The organism is Bradyrhizobium sp. LTSPM299 (assembly GCF_000938235.1).
Lineage (GTDB): Bacteria > Pseudomonadota > Alphaproteobacteria > Rhizobiales > Xanthobacteraceae > Bradyrhizobium.
Genome location: NZ_JYMU01000093.1, coordinates 75,138 through 95,959, shown reverse-complemented (window position 1 = coordinate 95,959; position 20,822 = coordinate 75,138). Strand labels below are relative to the sequence as shown.

General features: G+C 60.7%; 22 protein-coding genes and 1 pseudogene. 6 read left to right on the top strand and 17 right to left on the bottom strand.

The genetic code is table 11. The features are described from left to right. Positions 1-430 (bottom strand): annotated as a pseudogene (locus tag UP10_RS39865) (DUF3363 domain-containing protein); the annotation flags it as partial. A gap of 381 nt (positions 431-811) precedes the next feature. Here UP10_RS39865 and tnpA point away from each other — a divergent pair. The 3 genes from tnpA (at position 812) to tnpC (ending at position 3,666) form a co-directional block, all read left to right on the top strand. Then, positions 812-1,717, top strand: coding sequence for an IS66 family insertion sequence element accessory protein TnpA (gene tnpA / locus UP10_RS46230; protein ID WP_044592618.1), 906 nt, complete (start codon positions 812-814; stop codon positions 1,715-1,717). Next, a complete protein-coding gene (gene tnpB, locus UP10_RS39855) occupies positions 1,714-2,067 on the top strand; it encodes an IS66 family insertion sequence element accessory protein TnpB (RefSeq protein ID WP_044592617.1) in 354 nt (117 codons plus the stop codon). The genes tnpA and tnpB overlap by 4 nt, the downstream gene beginning before the upstream one ends. Before the next feature lie 69 nt (positions 2,068-2,136). Then, the gene (tnpC, locus tag UP10_RS39850) at positions 2,137-3,666 is read left to right on the top strand and encodes an IS66 family transposase (protein ID WP_044592616.1); all 1,530 of its coding nucleotides are present in this window, start codon (positions 2,137-2,139) and stop codon (positions 3,664-3,666) included. 101 nt (positions 3,667-3,767) lie between these two features. Here tnpC and UP10_RS43715 read toward each other — a convergent pair whose 3' ends face one another. The 8 genes from UP10_RS43715 to UP10_RS39820 form a co-directional block, all read right to left on the bottom strand. Further along, entirely contained in the window at positions 3,768-4,685 is a 918-nt protein-coding gene (locus tag UP10_RS43715) for a lytic transglycosylase domain-containing protein (protein WP_245322188.1), read from the bottom strand. Beyond that, positions 4,682-5,191 (bottom strand): S26 family signal peptidase, encoded by a 510-nt coding sequence (locus tag UP10_RS39845; RefSeq protein WP_044592615.1) that lies wholly within the window; start codon positions 5,189-5,191, stop codon positions 4,682-4,684. The genes UP10_RS43715 and UP10_RS39845 overlap by 4 nt, the downstream gene beginning before the upstream one ends. Further along, complete coding sequence (locus tag UP10_RS39840) at positions 5,188-5,652, bottom strand: DUF2840 domain-containing protein (RefSeq protein ID WP_044592631.1); 465 nt, start codon at positions 5,650-5,652, stop codon at positions 5,188-5,190. Before UP10_RS39840 ends, UP10_RS39845 begins: the two co-directional genes overlap by 4 nt. Positions 5,653-5,846: 194 nt before the next feature. Beyond that, on the bottom strand, positions 5,847-6,149 hold the full coding sequence (locus tag UP10_RS44960) for a hypothetical protein (protein ID WP_156180721.1): 303 nt from the start codon (positions 6,147-6,149) through the stop codon (positions 5,847-5,849). Continuing rightward, the gene (locus UP10_RS39835) at positions 6,146-6,430 is read right to left on the bottom strand and encodes a helix-turn-helix transcriptional regulator (protein ID WP_044592630.1); all 285 of its coding nucleotides are present in this window, start codon (positions 6,428-6,430) and stop codon (positions 6,146-6,148) included. Before UP10_RS39835 ends, UP10_RS44960 begins: the two co-directional genes overlap by 4 nt. A 135-nt stretch (positions 6,431-6,565) precedes the next feature. Next, complete coding sequence (locus tag UP10_RS39830; protein WP_349644006.1) at positions 6,566-7,036, bottom strand: DUF2285 domain-containing protein; 471 nt, start codon at positions 7,034-7,036, stop codon at positions 6,566-6,568. A gap of 106 nt (positions 7,037-7,142) precedes the next feature. Continuing rightward, positions 7,143-7,265, bottom strand: a complete 123-nt coding sequence (locus UP10_RS46225) for a transcriptional regulator domain-containing protein (protein ID WP_502692433.1) — start codon at positions 7,263-7,265, stop codon at positions 7,143-7,145. 206 nt (positions 7,266-7,471) lie between these two features. Then, positions 7,472-7,753 (bottom strand): DNA -binding domain-containing protein, encoded by a 282-nt coding sequence (locus UP10_RS39820; RefSeq protein WP_044592613.1) that lies wholly within the window; start codon positions 7,751-7,753, stop codon positions 7,472-7,474. Between the two features lie 117 nt (positions 7,754-7,870). On the opposite strand from UP10_RS39820, the gene UP10_RS43710 reads away from it, so the two are divergent. Continuing rightward, positions 7,871-8,122, top strand: coding sequence for a helix-turn-helix domain-containing protein (locus UP10_RS43710; protein WP_082077528.1), 252 nt, complete (start codon positions 7,871-7,873; stop codon positions 8,120-8,122). 181 nt (positions 8,123-8,303) lie between these two features. Here the strand turns inward: UP10_RS43710 and UP10_RS39815 are convergent, their stop codons facing one another. Further along, a complete protein-coding gene (locus UP10_RS39815; protein ID WP_044592612.1) occupies positions 8,304-8,585 on the bottom strand; it encodes a DNA -binding domain-containing protein in 282 nt (93 codons plus the stop codon). Between the two features lie 110 nt (positions 8,586-8,695). Here UP10_RS39815 and UP10_RS43705 point away from each other — a divergent pair, with 110 nt between their 5' ends. Next, positions 8,696-8,980 (top strand): helix-turn-helix domain-containing protein, encoded by a 285-nt coding sequence (locus UP10_RS43705; RefSeq protein ID WP_082077527.1) that lies wholly within the window; start codon positions 8,696-8,698, stop codon positions 8,978-8,980. A 187-nt stretch (positions 8,981-9,167) separates the two neighbouring features. Here UP10_RS43705 and UP10_RS39810 read toward each other — a convergent pair whose 3' ends face one another. The 4 genes from UP10_RS39810 to UP10_RS39795 form a co-directional block, all read right to left on the bottom strand. Continuing rightward, the gene (locus UP10_RS39810; protein WP_044592611.1) at positions 9,168-9,470 is read right to left on the bottom strand and encodes a DUF736 domain-containing protein; all 303 of its coding nucleotides are present in this window, start codon (positions 9,468-9,470) and stop codon (positions 9,168-9,170) included. Positions 9,471-10,588: 1,118 nt separating this feature from the next. Next, entirely contained in the window at positions 10,589-11,518 is a 930-nt protein-coding gene (locus UP10_RS39805) for a DUF2493 domain-containing protein (protein WP_197087019.1), read from the bottom strand. Between the two features lie 337 nt (positions 11,519-11,855). After that, positions 11,856-12,881, bottom strand: coding sequence for a DUF7146 domain-containing protein (locus tag UP10_RS39800; protein ID WP_044592610.1), 1,026 nt, complete (start codon positions 12,879-12,881; stop codon positions 11,856-11,858). A gap of 187 nt (positions 12,882-13,068) precedes the next feature. Continuing rightward, a complete protein-coding gene (locus UP10_RS39795; protein WP_044592609.1) occupies positions 13,069-14,028 on the bottom strand; it encodes an ArdC family protein in 960 nt (319 codons plus the stop codon). Between the two features lie 1,157 nt (positions 14,029-15,185). Here UP10_RS39795 and UP10_RS42445 point away from each other — a divergent pair. Next, positions 15,186-16,496 (top strand): site-specific integrase, encoded by a 1,311-nt coding sequence (locus UP10_RS42445; protein WP_050044046.1) that lies wholly within the window; start codon positions 15,186-15,188, stop codon positions 16,494-16,496. 71 nt (positions 16,497-16,567) lie between these two features. Here the strand turns inward: UP10_RS42445 and UP10_RS39780 are convergent, their stop codons facing one another. The 3 genes from UP10_RS39780 to UP10_RS39770 all read right to left on the bottom strand — a co-directional run bounded on the left by UP10_RS39780 (position 16,568) and on the right by UP10_RS39770 (position 20,723). Continuing rightward, the gene (locus UP10_RS39780; RefSeq protein ID WP_044592607.1) at positions 16,568-17,347 is read right to left on the bottom strand and encodes an enoyl-CoA hydratase/isomerase family protein; all 780 of its coding nucleotides are present in this window, start codon (positions 17,345-17,347) and stop codon (positions 16,568-16,570) included. 80 nt (positions 17,348-17,427) lie between these two features. Then, positions 17,428-19,527: a molybdopterin oxidoreductase family protein gene (locus UP10_RS39775; protein ID WP_044592606.1), complete on the bottom strand. Its 2,100-nt coding sequence runs from the start codon at positions 19,525-19,527 to the stop codon at positions 17,428-17,430. 125 nt (positions 19,528-19,652) lie between these two features. Then, entirely contained in the window at positions 19,653-20,723 is a 1,071-nt protein-coding gene (locus tag UP10_RS39770; protein ID WP_044592605.1) for an ABC transporter substrate-binding protein, read from the bottom strand. Positions 20,724-20,822: the final 99 nt, after the last annotated feature.

Genomic DNA, 20,822 nt, shown 5'->3' with positions numbered 1-20,822 from the left:
CCTTCTCGCCATCCCTGGTCACGCCGTCCCGTTCGAGATAGCGCAGATGCGCATCCACCGCCTTGGCGCCGGCAAACTGCCGCCCGCGGACGGCGCCGCGCTGCGGGTTCAGCTTGACCACACGCGCCTTCACGGCCACCCGCCGTGAGCGGGTGCGTCCGCCGCTTCCGTCCCGGCTCCACGCACTCCGATCCTTCAACGTCAGCGCCGCTGCAGCGCCCCTGCCCCGCGCATTGAACCGGCCGCCGCCCTTCCCGGTGTCGCCAAGTCGGCTCGGATTGCCGCCTGCTCGCCGGATCGCCTGATGGACCTCACCGATGAAGCTGATCGGGCGTCCACGCGCACCGCCGATCCGGCGCGCGGTTGTCCGCCCGCTGCGATCACGCACCTTGCCGGGACGGATGCGAAAGTCGTCTTCGTCGTGTGCCATGAGACGACAATTGGAAGACGAAAGGCACAGCACAAGGGCAGAGATGTAATCCGCGTAATGCAGAGTAGGAACGCGTACTCCCGCGAAGACGCGACAATCTCATATGCCCAGCACGTCGCGAGCGACGGCTCTCGGAGCATTGAAAGACAACGACAATTGGGAAAAGCGCCGCTCGCTTATCTCGATCGGCACGTCCAAAACTAATCTAAAACAATGTGCAGACAACATCTTAGGACCAACGGTCCGCAGCGAGGCAACTCGCTTTATCTTGCCCTCAACTTCAAGTGCCTGTAACCGTCCGAATCCTGCACCTCTTTCGGGTATTTTGTTCTCGTTCCATTTCGAGTTCTCTGGTTCTCCTGTTGCACCTGAGAATCTGCGATGGCGCCTCGTCGTTCATGGGCAAAGGCCGACAATCCGTTCTGGTCGAACCACGTTACGGCCTGGTATCGAAGCGCGCTGGAAGCGGAGCGCTACTGCCGGAAACACGATCTCTCGACGTCGAGTTTGATGCGGTGGGCCCGCCATTTGCTGAGCGCGGAAGATCTGCGCAAGCGTGTGGAAGATCTGCAGAAATTGCGCCAGAAAGAGCGGTATCGGCAGCGAAGGAACGCGCAGCCGAAAAGGCCCAAGAGGCCCCCGCGCAATCGCTACAGCGTGCGCACGGACAGCGGTCCGATCTCTCTTCAGGCATTCTGGGGCATGCATGTGGAGGCGATGAACTTCAGCGGCATGGGTCATGCGGAGTATGCGGCAGCGCTCGGTCTATCGCCGCATTCGCTGCGCATCTGGCGCGATCGCCTAGAACAATCCGGCAACGAAATGGACTGGCGGTCCCTGCTTCATCCGAGCGCCCGGGCTCAATTAAGCAGCGCTGCTAATTGCGCGCGCTGCAAGTATCGCTTGACACCGCAGGAAGCGGACGGCCGGTCGAACCGGCGCCGCTTCAGCGACGAGCAGAAGCGGGAGATGGTGCAGGAAACCGAGAAACCTGGTGTCGCCGTGGCGGAGGTTTGCCGCCCCCATGGCATCGCCACCAGCCTGCTCTTCCGCTGGCGGTTGCAGTTCGGTCTACCTGCCCGGAAGGCGCCGCGACTGGCGACGGTGGCGCTCGCCGATGGCGCGACGAGTGACTTGCCCGCGCTTGCCGCCTTGCGCGATCTCGTGCAGCCGCCTGACGGCATGATGGCGATCGAACTCGACGATGGAAGGCGCGTGTTTGCGCCGGCCGGCAGCAATCCGGCTGCCGTGAAGCGGAAGCTCGCCAAAGGGGAGACATCACCATGATCGTTGTTCCGGCAGGCGTGAAGGTGCATCTGGCGCTGGGCCACACCGATATGCGCAAAGGACTCGATGGCCTCGCTACGCTGATCCAGGAACATCTTAAGAAGGATCCGTTCACGGGTCATCTGTTCGTCTTCCGCGGCAAGAATGCTTCGCTTCTGAAGATCCTGTTTTGGGATGGAACGGGGCTGTGTCTGTTCACCAAGCGCATCGACCGCGGAAACTTCTTCTGGCCGCGATTGGCCGAGCCTGGCGACACAGTGACGCTGTCGCCGGCGCAGCTTGCCATGCTGCTCGAAGGGATCGATTGGCGCACGCCGGAGCGCTTCTGGCGTCCGCTCCTCGCAGGCTGAATCGCAAAAACCTGCATCAAAAAAGGCTAAGTTGCTTCTTCGAATCAGCGTGTTCGAGTAGAATCGAACATGCAGCTCGATCTCAACAATCTCCCGACAGATACAGCACTTCTGCATCGTTTGGTGCGCGAAATCGCCACCACGATCGAACATAACAACGGCGAGATCGAGCGTCTCAAATCCATCATCAAGCAGTTGCAGCGCGCGCAGTTCGGTCGTCGTTCTGAGCGCCTTGATCCCGATCAGTTGGCGCTCGGGCTTGAAGACCTCGACAGCGATCTCGCCCGCGAACACGAGAGTGTTCCGCGGCTCGACAAGCAACAAACCGAACGATCCTCTCATCGCAAGCCGCTGCCCAACCATCTGCCGCGCGCGGATGTGCGGCTCGATCCTGACAACATGACCTGCGCCTGCTGTGGCGGAACGTTGCACCTCATCGGCGAGAGCGTAAGCGAGATGCTGGACTGGATTCCGGCGCAACTGCGCGTGATCCGCACCACTCGCCCCAAATACGGCTGCCGGAGTTGCGAGACCGTTGTGCAAGCGCCAGCTCCGGAGCGGGTGATCGCCGGCGGCTTGGCGACGCCGGCGCTGCTGGCCCAGGTGTTGGTCAGCAAATATTGCGATCACACGCCGCTTTATCGGCAATCGCAAATCTTCGCCCGCCATGGCGTCGATCTCCCGCGTTCGACGCTCGCTGGATGGGTCGGGGGCGCCTGCTGGTGGCTCGAGGCATTGCATGAGCGCTTGGCCAAAAACGTGTTCGCCTCGGATCATCTGTTTGCCGACGACACGCCGGTGCCGGTGCTTGATCCCGGTCGCGGCCGTACGAAGACCGGACGTCTCTGGGTTTATGCCCGCGAGCAGCGACCGTGGGGCGGACCAGAACCGCCAGCCGCGGTTTATCTGTTCGCGCCAGACCGCAGGGCGGAGCGACCAGCCTCCCATCTGGTGAACTTCAAGGGCGTACTCCATGTCGATGGCTACGCCGGCTTCGAGTCCTTGGCGAACAACGGCGAGGTCGTGCTTGCTGCATGCTGGAGCCATGCACGACGACGCTTCTACGAGGTGGCGCAGGCCACTAGCGCGCCGATCGCGGCTGAGGCGCTGCGCCGGATCGCCGAACTCTATGCCGTCGAAGCCGAGGTCCGCGGCCAAACGCCTGCGCACCGGCTCGCGGCACGCCGCAGCCGATCGAAGCCCGTTGTCGATGCCATGCGGCTCTGGTTCGAAGCACAGCTTCCCCTCGTCCCCGGGCGCAGCACGCTTGCCGAAGCCATCCGCTACGCGCTCTCGCGCTGGGAGGGTCTGACGCGCTTCCTACATGATGGTCGCATCGAACTCGACACCAATCCGGTCGAACGGGCGATTAGACCTGTTGCACTCGGTCGCAAGAATCATCTCTTCGCGGGCAGCGACGGCGGCGGTCATCGATGGGCTTTGCTCTGTTCCTTGATCGAAACCTGCAAACTTAACGGCGTCGAGCCCTATGCTTACCTGCACAACGTGCTCTCGCGCATGTTCGATGGACACCCGGTCAACCGTCTCAACGAATTACTGCCGTGGGCGTGGAAAGCCGGAAATCCTGTCAAGAGCTGAGCGGGGTGCAGAGCTCGGACGCTTACTCGACTTCTCCTCGCGACCTTCAGATCACGTTCGAGCCTACCGAAGCTGGCCATAGGCTGCAGCGAAATGCGATTTCAATCACCGGATCGCATTTCACTTGACCGTCGCACGAACAACCCTTCGGCATGCGGCGCCAGCGGAGATGAACTTGCTCCGGATAACACATCCGCCGATAATTTAGAACGCGAAGCAGGTGTCAACTGACGATCAGCCGGCGCGCTTTCGGATTGCCCGCTGAAGAGTGGAGCTTGCCGCCAAGGAACCACGCGACCGGCGACGAAAGAACCACCATCGCGAGGTTCGGAATCGATGACGGGCGAGAGCGCAGCCAAGTAGGCCTGCGTTTCCGCCGGAAGCGGTCGCCCCGTAGCCAGGTGCTGTTCATAACGCTCCGGACCCGCGTTGTAGGCGGCGAGGAACCCGGGAGATCCAAAGCGGTCATACATCTCGCGGAGGTACGCGGCACCCGCCATGATGTTGTCGTGCGGATCAACGGGGTCAATGCCCAACCCGTATCGAACGCTTAGCTCAACCCAGGTTCGCGGCATGATCTGCATCAGCCCAAGAGCACCTCTAGGCGATGTGGCTCGCTCGTCCCCTCCGCTCTCAACTTGCATGACAGCGCGGATCCATTGCGCCGGGATCACAAATCGACGGGATGCCTCTGCGACAAAGACTGCCAAGGATTCGATACGAGACGTCCCTGAGGGAAGCCGCCCAGATGCAATCGATTCAATACCAGCCAATGCCTCAGATGGCGCCATGATCGTCAGAAGGACTCCCGATAGAGACACCGTGATCCGAAGAAACAGGAAGCCTGCCATCGTGTTTACCGCCGACGAACGCAAAGCACAGCTGAGCAGGCCTCGGGGCGGCCCAGAACGGTTCCTGCGCGCGAAGAGCGGCGGGGGGTTAGTCGGAGCCGAGCAATTGCGCTCCGTGAGATCAAACGGAGAAACAACGGATTCTTCCAGCATTGGGATCACGATCATTCCTCTCTGATCCATACAGGCAGTGCCAGGCCGATGACGGACGAGCGAGGGAGAAACCCAAAGTAGCGGCCATCCAGTGAGCCTTCCGATTGCCAGTTCATGAGAAACAAACCGTCCGCGTCAATGACGCGGCACCCTTGCCAAACAGGCAAAGGACGGCCGCGGCTGTCGCGCGGCAACGCTGCTCCCACCTCGATCGCATCGACGGAGATCATCACCCCTCTCCTGCAGACCGTTTGTCCAGGAAGCGCCAACACACGTTTGAGCATGGGAACGCCGATCGGCAGATAGCCGTTCAAATCGAGAAAGGTCGCAAGCGGTTCCGGCGGTCGGACGGCAACGAGTTGGCCCACCGCAAGCCGACCGGTCGGCTGCAACCGGTAGAGACCGATCGGAACGCTCTTCGAGGCATTCCAAATGTAGGCTGGCGTTGACTCTCCCATTGTCGACATCACGAGGGTAACAGCGCCGAACATCATAGCAATTGTCCCCGACCGTCCTGTCATGGCGCAATCCTTCGCCGACGCAGCCAGGCTTCATGACGCGCACGGGTGTACGGCCGTGGCGTCTCATTCACGGACAGGCGGTTGTGGACGTGATGCCAATAGTCCGGCGCGACGTCGGCCGGATGGATGTTCAGCGCCTCCACTACATCGATCAATTCCAACACGCGCTCGACTTTCGGCCAACCGATCAACCGTAACAAAATCTCGCCACCGGGTTTGACCCATGGCACCGTCGAATAACGCTGTCCGGGCGTCACTGCCCGCAGGATGTCGATGCGCGAGATGACTACACCGAAATCAGGGGATGCCCAGCGTACGAACCCAAAGACGGTGCCGGGCGCGAATGACAGGATGCGCCGATGGCGATCAATGATTTGTTCCGCAACCGCGCGGCCGAACCGAATTCGATTCTCAATACGCTTTCCGAGCCACAAGAGCTCGACCGTCGTGAGGTCAATCACGTCGTGCTCCAAATTTCGTAAAGAGAGATGGTGGAAGGACCGACTCCGACGCACGTTGGTGGGGTCGCACTTAGGACACAGAACCGTCTTGTCATTGGCATATCCCGCCCCGACTGCCTGTCGGTGGCGGCGCTGGCCAGACAACGACCTGGCGGGACACGCAACTCCGCAGCAGCGCACGTTATCCAACGGATTCACGGTCTGCTTTCCGACTGAAGAGCGGAGCCATATTTGCGCAAACGGTCGGCAGAAATATCGACGGGAACTGGCACGAAGTGCAGTTGCTCTGCACCATGCCGGTCATGTGCGATGACCAACTGACATCCGGGTAGCGCCTGCCAGCGGACGATTTCGCGCCGGTCGTAAGCAAAGTAGTTCGGCGAGAGGCTGCTGGAGTTCGCATGACGATCGCCGGGCACTGCCCAGAACAGATCGAGTTGGTCACGTTCCGATTGACGTTCACTCCGCATCGCAACAACCTGTTCCGTGACGATCAACGGCGTTCTTTGCCGGCATAAGGATGCAGCGTCGCCGCATGCGGTTTTGCGGGCAACACGGTCCCTTTTCCCGGATCAGACGTCGAGGTTTTGACACCCCGATCGGCCCAGGCTCGCAGGTCATCCAGCGCGTATATGACCCGGCCACCGATCTTCCGGTACGTCGGACCGGTGCCGAAGGTGCGGTGCTTTTCGAGCGTGCGGCCGGAGAGACCTAGGAATCGCGCAGCTTCAGGCGTGAGCAGAAAGCGCAGCGGCAAGCCTGTCATTGGATCGAGCATCTGAAAACCTTCGTGATCATCGCGCGGATCAAGGAGAGCGGCGGCGCGGTGATGATGACGATAGAGGAGAGGCACAGCGAAGGGGGATGCCGATGATCGGGGGGCACGTTTGCGATACCCCGCGACATCTTCGCGCTACTTCCGTCTGCGCCGGAAGCGCAGCAACTCGCGATAGCCGCCGCGCATCAACGCCAAGCCGCTCTGAACGAGACGAATGGTGCGGTTGCGCAGATCATGGTTCTTCCAATCGCGTTCTGAGATACGCCTGGCGCCGAACAATCCGTCGGCGATCGCTCTGTAGGTGTTCCCGCTCGAGCGCCCGTCGAGCGCACGAAGCGCCAAAGCAAAGCGCTCGCGTCGTTGCACAGACAGATCATGGAATGCGGGGCCGGGCGCATGACCGTTGATCGCCCGCCATAGCCGTCGGCTCGCATATGCACGGACTTCAAAGTCATCGTCGAACGGTAGCTCGACAATGTAGCCGGCACCTATGGTCGGCGGGTCTTTCAGCCATAGCCGATGCTCGGTTCCGCGAAAGCGCAGAACCGCGTGCCAGCCATCCGACGACCGACGCATATTGCCGGCCGTCAGGTCAGCCCACGGCAAACTGACGGCGGCATCCGCAGACGACGCAGAGCGCCTAATCGACACCACTGTCGGCAGGGCTTCCGGCGCCCAAAAGACTGTTTGCTCGTGAAAGGACCCTTGCGGGTCAGCCGCGAAAGCAGAGGCCCCATTTCCTCCGGAATTCAGTGGTTACGTCCAGGCCGCGCTCGGCAATTTGGTTGTGATCGTACTGATAGTCGGGATTCCGGCGGAGACATTCCCAGGCCATATCCGCGGTCTCGGCATTTTGGGCACGAGCGTACGTATCTGGCGACCGCCAATTGAAATCAGGCATTGCTTCCTCACTCATCAACACAATTGCAATGCGATGATTCGTTGAGCGAGAGTTGTTGGGAAGTCCCTTTTTATGCATCACGCGATGCGCCAGAGGGATCGCCCACTAGAGTTTCATTCCCCAAAATGTGACCTTTGATTCTACTCCGAGCCGCCGGTGCCACGCAGGAGGTGCCGGTAACCGTGTTCTGTCATCCATTTGGCACGGGCGAGATGACTATCGAATGCATCACGTGCACGGACGGGCTCGCGATCCGGATCAATGTGAAGCACGATGCGCGCGACCTCGCGCCAGTCGGCGCCCTCAGCCTCGGCATCAAGCAGCCGTAGGTAGGTCACCAGATGCTCTTGGTCGTAGCTGGTCAGTACCAAATCGCTTGGCGCGCTATTAGAAACGTCTGGATCGAGCGGCAAGTTGGGCATCTTGCATCTGTATCTAGGAGGGCGAAAGACCTTAGACCGTGGTCAATCTTGGAACGCAGGCCATTTTGTCGATTTAAAGCGGTGGGTCAATAAGCGACAGCCGTATTTCCTTGGCGCATGGATTGGCGTCAGGTCTTCGCGACAAATTTGATCCGCGCCCGCCGGGCTAAAGGCCTGTCGCAAGAGACACTTGCGTACGAAGCCGATGTGAACCGTACCTATATTAGCAAGCTCGAAAAAGGCGCAACTTATGTAGGGTTGGAAATAATCGTGCGACTTTCGAATGTATTGGAAGTCGAGCCCGCAGATTTCCTGCGTAGACCGACAAGATCAAGAGCGGCAGTGCGTTCGTCCACCTCGAAACCGTAGGTACTATCTCGCGTGGCCATTGTTCGAAACCTCGTTAGGGCAACCTTGTTCGCCCGATTCCCTTGATGATTCGCTGATCGGGAGTTGTCGAGAAGTCTCTCTTTGCGCATGACGTGATGCGCCAGAGGGATCGCCCGCCCAAAATCTCATTTCCAGAATGTGATCCGGCGAACCGTTGATTCTACTTGGAGCTGCCGGTGCCGCGCAGGAGATGCCGGTAACCGTGTTCGGTCATCCATTTGGCGCGAGCCAGATGGCTATCGAACACATTGCGTGCGCGGGCGGGCTCAAGATCTGGATCAATATGAAGCACGATACGCGCGACCTCGTGCCAGTCGGCGCCCTCGGCACCGGCATCAAGCAGCCGCAGATAGGTCACCAAATGCTCCTGATCGTAGCTGGTCAACGTCGGCGCGTTCGGCGCTACGTCGGAAACATCGGAATCAAGAGGCAGTTTATTCATGTAACTATACAGTGCTCGTTGAAGCAAAGCTCCATCTCGCGGACTAATCTATCTAAATAGATTGGTTATAGCCAGTGGTTTGATGGTCGACAGAATGGCTGCTTTTGCGCATGAAAGCTCGTGCGCTTGTGGCCTGGAATATTCGCCGTATCCGAGTTGATCGCGGCGTTCCGCAAGAGCAATTGGCATATGATGCCGTGATCGATCGCTCGTACATGAGCGGCCTTGAGCGGCAAACGGAAAATCCAACGATTGATCTGCTCGAACGACTGGCCGAAACGTTAGGTGTCCAGCTATCGGAATTCTTCCTTCAGCCGGCTAAAGGAGCGACAACGCCCAAGGCATTACCTAAGGGTCGGAAACCGACTCGACCGAATCGCAAGGAGAAGGGATAGTTTCTCCGCTCTTCCGACCGCCTTGGGAATTGTGAGCTACCAAGCCCTTTGATCGCGCCTCTGTCAATTGCGAGCCGAAGCGTGAGCGAGCATCCCATCGCCGCCGATCCCTTGACTGCTGATGCGAGAAGCCCCGCCCGGCGGACCGGGCGGGGCTGTTTTTGGCGGGCAAACCTCAGTTGCCGTTCTAGCGCGCCCGCGACCAGATGAGGGTGTAGCCTTCCTCGTCGTCGAACAGGTTCGCGTAGATCGGCGCGTTGAACGAGGGATCGTCGAGTTTGAGCGACAGGTAATCGCGGCCCTCCTCGGAGCGCTTCGACCAGGCGGCTCCGATCTCGGCTCGGCCGACGAAGACGCGATGGCTCGGGGCGTTGTCGTTGGATCGGTTGGCCTCAGGTACGATCCGGACGCCCCTGGTCTGGAGGCTCAGGGTGACGATCTCGCCCTGAAATTCGCTGCCGACTTTCTTGAAAGAACCGATGTTAGCCATGTCACTTCTCCTTCTGGTTTCGAGCCGCGACCATCGCGGCCTCGATGGCGATCTACAGGCCAAAGACGATCGACGACGCACCCGCCCGCGGGCTGGAGCGCAGCGGAGGACGCCAGCGGGGAGACTTTCTTGCCTCGCGAGGAATGGGCGTTAGCCCAGGGGAAGAAAGTCGACCCGCGGCGTTGCGTTCAGGCGATCGAGGCGCAGCCGCTCTTTGGCCAGATCAAGCCATCAAGAGGCCAGGTGGTCCGTCGTCGAACACATCCTCAGGAGAAGTCATGGCGAATCTCGGTTGTGCTGCACAAGATGTCGCTGCGTTCGGGCGTAGAGACGGAAACAGACGCGAAGGAATGGGCGGGTTCGATACCTCGAACAATCGCGATGAGATGCCCGTCCGCCGCGTTAGTCGTGCGAGCGAGGCGTCAGGAACCAAGCGTTCGAGGTCGACCACATTACCAGCGTGGTCTATCACGCGGCCTGATCAACGCCTCTATTGCGAGCAATTTCGCTCGACAGGCAGGTGCATCCCTGCGGCGCGTTGGCAGAGAGAGAGCCGACAATGGTTCGCCCGGCAAAGCCCCGATCGGTCCCCCGGGGCTCAGCGAGGATAGTCATCTGAACCCCAGTCGTGGTGTTGCTCGCTATGGCGCCGATGCGCGCCAGCCTTATGCAGTCGGTCGATAAGGACCCGGCGCGCCGCCGGCGTTCCACGTTGCTTGGGCTCGCCGATCGGTCTGCCGGCCTTGGTCTTGAGAGTGGCGACCGTGTCTAGCTGTTCCGGATTTGCACTGAGCTCGTTCGTATCCAGACCCCTCGCCCGAGTAAAAAATCCGATCCAGCCTTGAAATTGCCCGTCAGAACGTAAGGGATCTCCTCCTGCCGAGTGAAGGCAAGGCGGGCGCGAAGCGCATCGCCTTTAACTGAGATAGCGTGTCAGACGGAGCGCAGCGAAGTGAACCCGCGGACGTCGAGACCGGTTAAAAGGGCACCCGGGACAGAGGCAGTGATAGCGACGCCGACATCGTAGATGACGGCGGGCCCTGGGCCGAGTGCCCCCGGCGAGACGTTCACTATTCATGGCGTCGGCTCTCGATGAAGAGATGCACGTGACGCGGCGCTCACGCGCCGCCGAACTTCCAGACGGGAATCCCGAACTTCCGAGCCTTGTCGGCAAGATTGTCTTGGATCCCGGTGCCAGGAAAGTGCATGACGCCGATCGGCAGCACCGCGAGCATGGCGTCGTTACGTTTGAACGGTGCCGCCTTGGCATGCTTGGTCCAGTCCGGCTTGAATGCGATCTGTGCCACATTGCGCTTGGAGGCCCATTTGGCGGCGATCAGCTCGGCGCCCTTGGGCGAGCCACCATGCAGCAGGACCATGTCTGGGTGTTTGGCGTAAACCTTGTCGAGCCGGTTCCAGATCAGGAGGTGATCGTTAAAATCGAGGCCGCCGGTAAGCGCGATCTTGGGTCCGGACGGCAGCATCGTCTCGGTTTCCGTCCGACGCTTGGCGGCGAGGTAGTCGCGGCTATCGATCATCGCTGACGTGAGCGTGCGATGATTGACCAACGACCCGGCACGGGGACGCCAGGGCGAACCGATGTGAAGTTCGAATTGGTCAGTGGCCAGATCGCGGAAGAGCTCCATGGCATTGCGGCGCTCTATGAGTGTGACGCCTTCGGCCGTGAGCCGCTCGAGTTCAACCGAGCGTACCTCCGATCCATTCTGTTCTCGCTGGCTCTTCTGCTGCGCCAACTCGTTACCATCTAGCTCGCGCTCGACGCGGCCTGTCGCGCGGTGGAACAGATTGACGATCGACCAGAGCAGATTCTCCAGGTCGGGTTCGAGCCGGGTGTCGCTTAAGGTCGCGACCATGGCGTCGAATATGTCGGCAATGGCGCCGGCAATTGCTTTGCCTTCGGGAAGCGGCCTGGGATCGGGCTCGTCATCGAAGGGGCGATGCCCATACAGCTGAAGTTCGTTGAGCACGTGATCAGTTGGTGAGGAGGCGTGCTGCGGTTCGAACTCGGTATCGTCATGCTCGGTCATCATCGTGAGGCTCCCTTTGCCGGATCGGCCGCGCCAATCGCGGTCTTCGTGGCGATCAAAGACGGCAGGCGGAGCGGACCAGAACCCAGAGGCGTAAGCCGACGGGCCGAAGCGGAGCGGAGGATGGCGAAAGCCGGCTATTTTGTTTCGCGATGCAAAGGCCCGCAGGGCCGGCGGAAAATAGCCGGGCGCAGCCATTGTCGGGCCGATCCACCTGCCGTTCGATCGCCCTCTAGAAGGCCGTGGTGTGGCTCCGTTCCCGCAAGGGTGACCTCGTATCCACCGGTCACGACGATCCGCGATCGTTGGATCGCCGCCATCCCGAATCGATCGCGGCTCATGACAGGAAGCGGACGACGTCCTGAGGAGCGAGTTGCTCACATAACGCAGCTCGGAACAATTCAGTGCCCAGCTTGCAGAGGTCAGCGTTGAAATCGTCGAACTTGGGCGACAGAATGAATACCTCGATGCCTGCCGCCTCTGCGCGGTTCGTCAGGCTGAGCGCTGCCGCCATTCCAGCCGCGTCTGCATCGCGCGCGATGTAAAGCTTGCGCAGCGACAATGGGAGCAGCAGGGCGGCAAGGTGGCTTGCCGAAAGAGCTGCTACTATCGGCATGTTCCGCAGCACGCAGCGAAGCGACAGCATGGTCTCGATGCCCTCACCAGCCACCAGTACGTCGTCAACTGACCCGAAACGCACTGCGTTACCGAGGAGATTGCCCATTGCACGACGCGGTGTTTCGACCGGCGCCTTGCTGTGCCCCAAGGGATGGAGCCAAGTCCGGTGTACGCCAGTGAACTGACCGTTGAGATCGGTCACGCGGGCGACCATTGCCGGCCAGACCAATGGCGGAGAGTCTTCGTTAGGTCGGTAGTAGCAGCGTGCATGAAAACGCAGAGTGCCTCCATGATGACCGGATTCAATACTCCTGTGCCGCAGATAGATTTGAGCGACAGTCCGATCGATTGGCCGCGACATGGCAAAGAGCCGGCGTGCCGCCTCAACAGATCTGCCTCGCGTTGCGGACCCATCCAGAATCGGTTGTGATCGAGGATCGGTTCGCGGCAGGTTCAGGAATCGCTGCGCCTCTCTCACGACATCGCGGAAATTAACCAGCCCGCAGCTAGCCCTGATAATGTCGAGAAGATCACCATGCTCTGCAGTTGCGGCATCTGTCCACTTGCCCGCGGGGCTCTGGGGCGATTGCTTCAGCCGGACAAACAGCGAGCGGCCCGGCGCATTTCTGCAGTCACCGACGACCCAATAGCACCCCTGCCGGCGGCCGCTGGAAAGATAGTGTCGACACACCGCCTCGGCCTCACGCGCGAGGCGACGCGCCAATTCGGAAGCGTTACCCGCCATTAGGCCTCCTCCCCTTTGTCGGCCCGAGCAAGCGGACCGTTACATGGGGGTGACAGCGCTCTCGTTTGGACAGCCATTATCATTTGAGTTCTCCACGATGGGCGAGCCGAAGAACCTCTCCCAGCCTCCAATCCGTCGCAGCGCCGTGCGCCGCCCCCTCTCTCTCGAGCACATCCGCAAACGTCGATCACGTCTCCTCCTCCGTCCCGACAGAGTGGGCCGGCAGAGTTAGAGACGGCTCAGGAAGAAAGCCGAGCAAATAGTCGGCGGCTTTGCTGGCCTGCGATGCGGCTCGCAGAATTGCGCGATTATCTTCTCGCAGGACATCGAGCCACGAACCGATATAGTCGGCATGGCGCACGGTGGGCGCGATGCCGAGCGACGTACAACAAAACGCAGCGCAGAGTTCAGCAATCAATTCTTCGAACGCATATCTCTTGGTGCCACAGGAGCCGCCAAGGTCGCGATCGAGGCGCGAAGGATGACCGCTCGCATGGCCAAGCTCGTGGAGCGCGGTCCGATGCCAGTTGATTGGCTCGAAATAGGCCGCAGGCGGCGGCACCTGGACATAGTCGTCAGACGGTGAATAGAACGCCCAATTGCCGCCGATGCGAAAATCGATGCCGGTCGCCTTGATCAAAGCCTCAACCGTCGGTTCAACCGTGTCGGGTCGCAGCGGTGGCGCAGCGGTCGCTATTTCTGTGGGAAGTGAACCGCATTGGTCGATGTTGAAGACGGTGAAGCGCTTCAAGAATGGAACAGCTTGCGGCTCCTCGCCGGCCTCGTAAGCACGCAGCTTTTCGTCACGCGGTACGAAATGGTCAGCATGAACGATGGTCGTGCCGCGCTCGCCTTTGCGGATGTGACCGCCGATCGCGAGTGCCTGACGGTAGGTAAGCCAGCGCTGACTTGAGAATCCGCGCTCGCGGGCCATGCTCCAGAGTATCAGGATGTTCACGCCACTGTACTGACGATCCGTCGCGGCGTTTCTCGGCATAGCCAGGAGTGCCTTTGCGGCCGCATTCTCCCATGGTTGAACCCAGGGTACATGGCCAGCCTCCAGCTCGGCGATGATCTTGTCGGTAATTTCGTCATACAGGCTCAACCGGTCTTGGCCGGTGCGCGTCCGGGACTGGTATTTGGACATCGCGGGTCTCCGCGACGGGCGCTGCGAGCCTCTCTCGCAATCTCCAACCCGTCACGGCCTCCTGAAGCCGCACTCCTACCTCTCTGTTTGCCTCCCCCGCTTGCTCAGTGCGACTGGCGGCCACCCGCTGCACCACACCCACCGCGTCAGGGATGGAAGCCCGAAGGGTGAAGACCCGGCGAAGCCCGGGCTTCAGCGCAGCCAATAGCCCGGCCCGTGAGGGCGACGTCCACTATGGTCGATTCGATTGAGGCGCCATCCTTGTCCGCTTTCAGCCCACCACCGGCCATCAGCACTCTGGGCCCGTCTCCTAATTTAATCGGTCACTCGGAGAGGCTCCTATCGATGGCATCAGCTCCGATCGGGCGACGTCGCCATTCCGATAAAGGAAAGCGCTATTGTGGTCTCGGCGCGGGATCAGCCACAGTCTTGGCGGAATGAGCGTTGATAGAGCGCAAGAGTCACATGCCTCTGGCCAAGCGGGCGAACATCGGAACGGCCGGTATGATACTCGCGGTTGAGATGGCCCCATTGCCCGATAATCTGTCCCACGCTTGCGATCATCTGGAGCGATGGTAGCTCGACCTATGTGTCGACTGCTGCCACCGCGATTCCACGCCGTGGCACTGCAAAATCCTCTCAACCGCTACCTACCACTTATTTGTACTCCCGGACCGCCGCTTCCCGCACCAGCTATTGGTGTCTCTTTCTTTCTGCAGCTTTCTCGTGCTCGAATTCGAGCGTTCGGAAAGGGTAGAAGCATGCACAAGAAACATCGTGCGCGAGTTGAGCTATCTGGGTCGGAGTTTTCCGACGCCTCGCACGAGGACGGACGCTGTTCCGTCAGGTTCGCGTGACCCATTGATGCGTGAGCCTGCACTCATGGGATCCCGCACCGCCCTTCCCGCCCGTTCGCCTATCGGCGCGTGGCCCGCACTCATGCGGGCCGACATGGCCGCCGCCTACCTGGATTATCGCGACGCAAGCGAACTCGCACGCGCCGTGGTCCGCGGGGAGGCTCCACCGCCAACCGGCTATCACGGGACGGGTCGCACTCGACAGCCCGTCTGGTCGAAGGTTGTCATTGATCGCTTCACCGCACCGTGCGGAGCCACGAATCTGGACGGATCGGAAGGCGAGAACTTGGCCTCTCTCGTATGAAAACACTCGACCCCGCATTGAAGCTTCCCCGCTATTTTCGGCCAAAGCAGCTGAAATGTGGTCGATGGGCATACTTCTTTGAACCGCCGACTTGGGCTCGCAAACAGAGCTGCCCTGTTAGAGCCGAGGCGCTGGGGGAGAACTTCGCGGCTGCCGTCGAGCGGACCAAGAATATCCTGTTGCCCGCCTTCGACAGCTGGCGTTCTGGAGGACTAACGGACATGGTTCCAACTTCGCCTGTGCCCGGCACTTTCGATTGGCTCGTCGGCATCTTCCGAGCGCACCAGAAATGGCGCGAAATCGATCACAAGACACAGCGTTTGTATGGCCAGGGGTTGACACTCTTCGCAAACCACGAGCTCAAGGACGGCAGCCGCGCTGGCTCAAAGCAGATTACTGATTTCACCAAGGCATTTGTCGACGCGGTCTATGCGAAGCTGCTCGTCGCAGAACAAAAGGACGCAGACGGCAACATCGTGAAGCGCGAGCGTCGACGCTTTGCAAATGCGGCCATGACCGCTTGCAGGCGCGCCTGGTTTGTCGGTCAGCGCGCTCAAGAATCGAACGTACCGGTGATCAACCCGTTCTCGCGGATGGGTCTAAAATCTCGCGCACCTGGCCAGCCTGCGCGAGAGACACCCACCGCGAGTTGGGAGGAGCTTGTGTTGTTCAGGCAGACTGCGAAGAAACTCGGATACTGCTCTGTTGGAACGGCCGCGTTACTGACCTGGGAGTGGCTGCAACGCGAGGAACACGTGTTCGGCGTCTTCGAAATCGCGCACTATCGGCCAAAGGAGAGACCAGATAGCGTGAGGATTATGCATCCAAAGAATGGTGAAGAAGCTTGGTGGCCACTGTTTGATGAAACCGGTGCAGCCCTGTTCCCCGAGTTGATGGCCGAGCTCGACGCCATCAAGGACTCGCTCGCCTCGGGACTGGCCTTTCGCCGAGATCACGCGCGTCGCAAATCGCCCGCCCTGATTCCATGGTTCACCGAACGCAAGGATCTGCGCTACCTCCGGCGCGTCGTCAAAAGGATAATCATCGCAGCCGGGCTTCGAACCGAACTCTCATTTACGTCATTTCGCCATGGTGGGTTCACGGAAGGCGCTGATAGCGATCTCACAGACGCCGAGTTGCGTTTCGCGGGGCGTCATCGCTCGACACAACAGCTGCCAATCTATGCCAAAAGGACACGGAAACAGCTGATTGCGGCCACCAAGAAACGCCGGGAAGAGCGAGCCAGAAAGGACATTTCGTTGGAAGGTTCGCTCGTTTCTCATTCCCCGATTATTCGACGCAATTGACGCGTCCGATTTCTCAGAATCCACACAACGGCGTCATTTCGAGTCAAGGAATGCTTGCGATCGGGCTCCGCCTAACGCCCGGTCCATGACGGCTTGCGCTTCTCGCCGAACGCCTTGAGGCCTTCCTTGGCGTCCTCGGTCATCGCGAGCAGCGCAATCTGGCTTTCGGTGTAGGCGATGCTTTCGTCAAACGACATCGCCGCGATCGCGCGCATGGCGTATTTGCCGCGGCGTATCGCGGTCGGCGATTTGTCGACGATACGGCCGATCAGCCAATCGATTTTGGCATCGAGCTCGGCCACTGGGACGACGTAATTCAGCAGACCAGCGGCCTGTGCGGTGCTGGCGTCGAAGGGCTCGCCGGTCAGCGCCCATTCGTTGACAAGGCGCGGCGGCGCGATCGATTGCAGCAGGCTCATTACCTGCATCGGAAACACGCCGACCTTCACCTCGGGCAGGCCGAAAATCACATGATCGGCTGAGACCGCCATGTCGGTCATGCACAACAGTCCCATGCCACCGGCCATGCAGACGCCGCCGACCCGCGCGATGGCGGGCTTGGTCGAATTCTGCGACAGCCGCAGCAAATCGGCGTAGTCGACGTTGGGGCGGGAATAATCCATCGAGAACGCCGCGCCGCTGTTTTGCAGGTCGGCGCCGGCACAGAATGCCTTGTCGCCTGCGCCGGTCAGCACGATGACGCGCACGTCCTTGTCGTCATGGGCGTCGCGATAGCCCTTGACGATACCAGCGATCACGTCGGCGTTGAGCGCGTTGCGCTTCTCCGGCCGGTTGATGGTGATCCAGAACGCCTGCCCGCGCTTTTCGAGAATGACGCTGTTGTCGGTCATGTTTTCCCGCCTGTTTTCTTGCCTGTGCGCTGTTTTCAGCCCACATTTGCGGCAGGATCGGCGCCGACTGCAAGCAGGATTTACGTGGCGGCCGACGCCTTCCTAATCCAGACCTTGTTGTCGTGGAACGCAGCGCCGCCGACCGGCGCGACCGCCTCGGCCCCGGTCAGCATGTTGATGCCGCGGCCACCGATATGCGATTTGTTCGGGTGGATCGACTCGGCGATCAGGACGCCGCGGCGAACGCCGTCGAACAGTTTCGCGGTCAGCGTGGTCTCGCCGCGCGTATTTCCGAGCGTCACTGCCTCACCATCGGCGATCAAAAGGGTGGCGGCATCCTCAGGGTGGATCATCACAGTCGGCACTCCCTCGCGGGCCTGTGACGACGGCGTTTCGTTGAAGCTGGTGTTGAGGAAGCTGCGAGAAGGCGAGGTGGCGAGGCGGAACGGGTGCTGCGCGTCGGCTTCCTCGATGATCGTCCAGTGGTCCGGCAGCGAGGGCATCTTGTCCCACTCGCCCATCAGGCCGCCGCTCCCGACCGGCAGCTTGCCCCATTCGACCTTGAAGTGGAACTTCTTGTCGGAATGGGCAAAGCCGTCGAGATAGTGCGACGCGCGGAAGTCAGGCTGCAGGTCGCGCCACAGCTCGGCCTCGAGCGTGTCGATATCGCCATGACCGCTTTTCTTCAGCGTCGCGTCGATCAGCTCACGCGCCGTCATGTCGAAGCCGGGATGGACCGCGTTCAGGCGGCGGCCGAGTCCCTGCATCACCTCATGATTGGAGCGGCACTCGCCGGGCGGATCGATCAGCTTCGGACCGACCGAAATGTGCTGGTGGCCGCCACCATAATAGAGGTCGTCGTGCTCCATGAACATCGTCGCCGGCAGCACGATATCGGCCATCTGCGCCGTTTCGGTCATGAACTGCTCATGCACCGCGACGAACAAATCCTCGCGGGCAAACCCCTGACGCACCAGCGCCTGCTCCGGTGCCACCGTCATCGGATTGGTGTTCTGGATCAGCATCGCCTTGACCGGGCCACCGCCCTTCAGCGCCTCGGCGTCGCCGGTCAGGATGCGGCCGATCTTCGACTGATCGAGCACCCGTGTGTTGCGGTCGATCGCGTCGTGGCCCTCGATAATAGATTCGTCGAAGCGCCAGATACCGGCATTGTTGAAGAACGCGCCGCCACCCTCATGCTGCCAGGCGCCAGTAACCGCGGGAATGCAGAGCGCAGCATGCATCTGGGCTGCGCCATTGCGGCTGCGCGTAAAACCGTAGCCGAGACGGAAGAACGAGCGCTTGGTCTGCCCGACCAGGCGTGCAAACGCCTCGATCTCCTCCACCGGCACGCCCGAGATCGCCGACGCCCATTCCGGCGTGCGGGTCTTCAGATGTGCTTCCAGCTCACCCGGACAATCGGTATAACGCGCGAGATAATCGCGATCGGCAAAGCCCTCGCGGAACAGCACATGCATCACGGCGCAGGCGAAGGCGCCGTCAGTGCCCGGCCGCAGCAGGATCTTGATGTCCGCCTGCTTCATCGTGTCGTTGTTGTAAACGTCGACCGCCGCGATCTTCGCGCCGCGCTCCTTGCGGGCGCGGGACGCATGCGTCATCACGTTGACCTGGGTGTTCACCGGATTGGTGCCCCAGATCACGACGAGGTCGGAGACAGCCATCTCGCGAGGGTCGACGCCGGCGATCTTGCCGGTCCCGGCCGTGAAGCCGATGCGGGCGATGGTCGAGCAGATCGTGCCGTAGAAGCGCGAGTACTTCTTCACATGCGACAGACGGTTGAGGCCGTCGCGCATCACCAGCCCCATTGTGCCGGCGTAGTAGTAAGGCCAGACGGACTCGGCGCCGAACTCGTGTTCCGCGGCGTCGAAACGCGCCGCGATTTCGTCCAGTGCCTCGTCCCAGGACATCCGCGCAAACTGGCCGGAGCCCTTCGGCCCGGTCCGGCGCATCGGATACATCAGCCGCTCGGCGTGGTGAATCCGCTCGGCATAGCGCGCCACCTTGGCGCAGACCACGCCGGCCGTATAGGTCTGCTGCTTGGAGCCTCTGACGCGGCCAATCGAGCGTCCTTCGATGACCTCAACGTCAAGCGCACATGCCGAAGGGCAATCGTGCGGACAGGTGGAATGGCGGATGTCGATCTTGGCGTGCTGGTTCATGTTAAATAGGTAACATCAAATGACCGATACGCCGAGAGGCTTTGTCTCGCCGGTTTGTGCAAAAACCGGGCATAAGCCATGCGTCGGACGCTCAAATAGCCCCACCATTGGCGGGATCGCCCCGGTCAAACGCGGAAGATGCGGGTGTAACGCGACTTGATCGATTCCCCTTCCCGCTCCACGGCCGCAGGGTCATCCTTCATCGTCTTGATGTCCTTCAGGGGCTTCCGTCCGGCCTTTTCCTGGACCTGTGCGTGGACGGACCGAAGGCCCCCAACGTCAATGTTCAGTTGCTGCGCCTCGCGCCCGAGCGCGAACGACTGAAACAGCCTTGCAGCGTTCGGATGCGGGCAATCCTTGAAGATTCCGTTCGGCCCGACAATGATCGGAGATCCTTCGGTGGCATAGACCGGCTCGACCGGTCGGCCCGACTCCTTCATCTGAAAAATGTTGTATTCGTTGCCATCGGCCATCACTGCGCGCTCGCCGAGATCAAGCTTCTTGGGCGGATCCGTCGAAGACTGCACCTGCATGATATTCTGTTTTGCGAGCTGCTCGAAATAGCTCCAGCCGAGATCGCGCTGCATCTGATAGGTCGCGGTCATGATGGTGCCGCTGTAGCCGGGATGCCCCTTGACGATCTTGCCCTTCCATTTGGGATCGAGCAGATCGGCAAAGCTCTTCGGCGCCTCCTCCGCCTTCACCAGATTGGTGTTGTAGGCGATGATCGAAAGCCAGACCCGGAAGCTTGCGAACTGGCCGTCCGCATCGCGGTGCTCATCCGGATAGAATTTTGCGACCTCCTCGGGAACGTAAGGCAAGAGAATGCCGTCCCGCTTCCAGACGATGAAATGCGCCGCGTCGGATGAGTTGACCACGTCGACCGCATGAATGTTGCTGGCGTATTCCTGGCCGATGCGCTGGAAGACGCGCTCCGCACCGGTGCGCTCGACGCGCACCGCAATGCCTGGATATTTCGTCTCGAACGCCTTTGCCAGTTTCTCCGCGACCGGCAGGTCGGTCGAGGTATAGTAGATCACCTGGCCTTCCTTTGTCGCTGCGTCGATCAACGCCGGCGTGACCGGTTCGGCGGCAGGCGCTGCAGCCATCACGCGTGTCGAAAAGGCGGTACTGACAAGCACCGCACCGGTGCCCTTCATCACATCGCGGCGCGACAGCCCGAGATGTTTCCTCATATGATTTCCCGCGTTTGATGGCGAAATTGGGTACACCGCTTCCCGTCTTTTATTCCGATGCGAGAGACGGAGTCTGTCGTCGACAGCCGCTTCACGTTG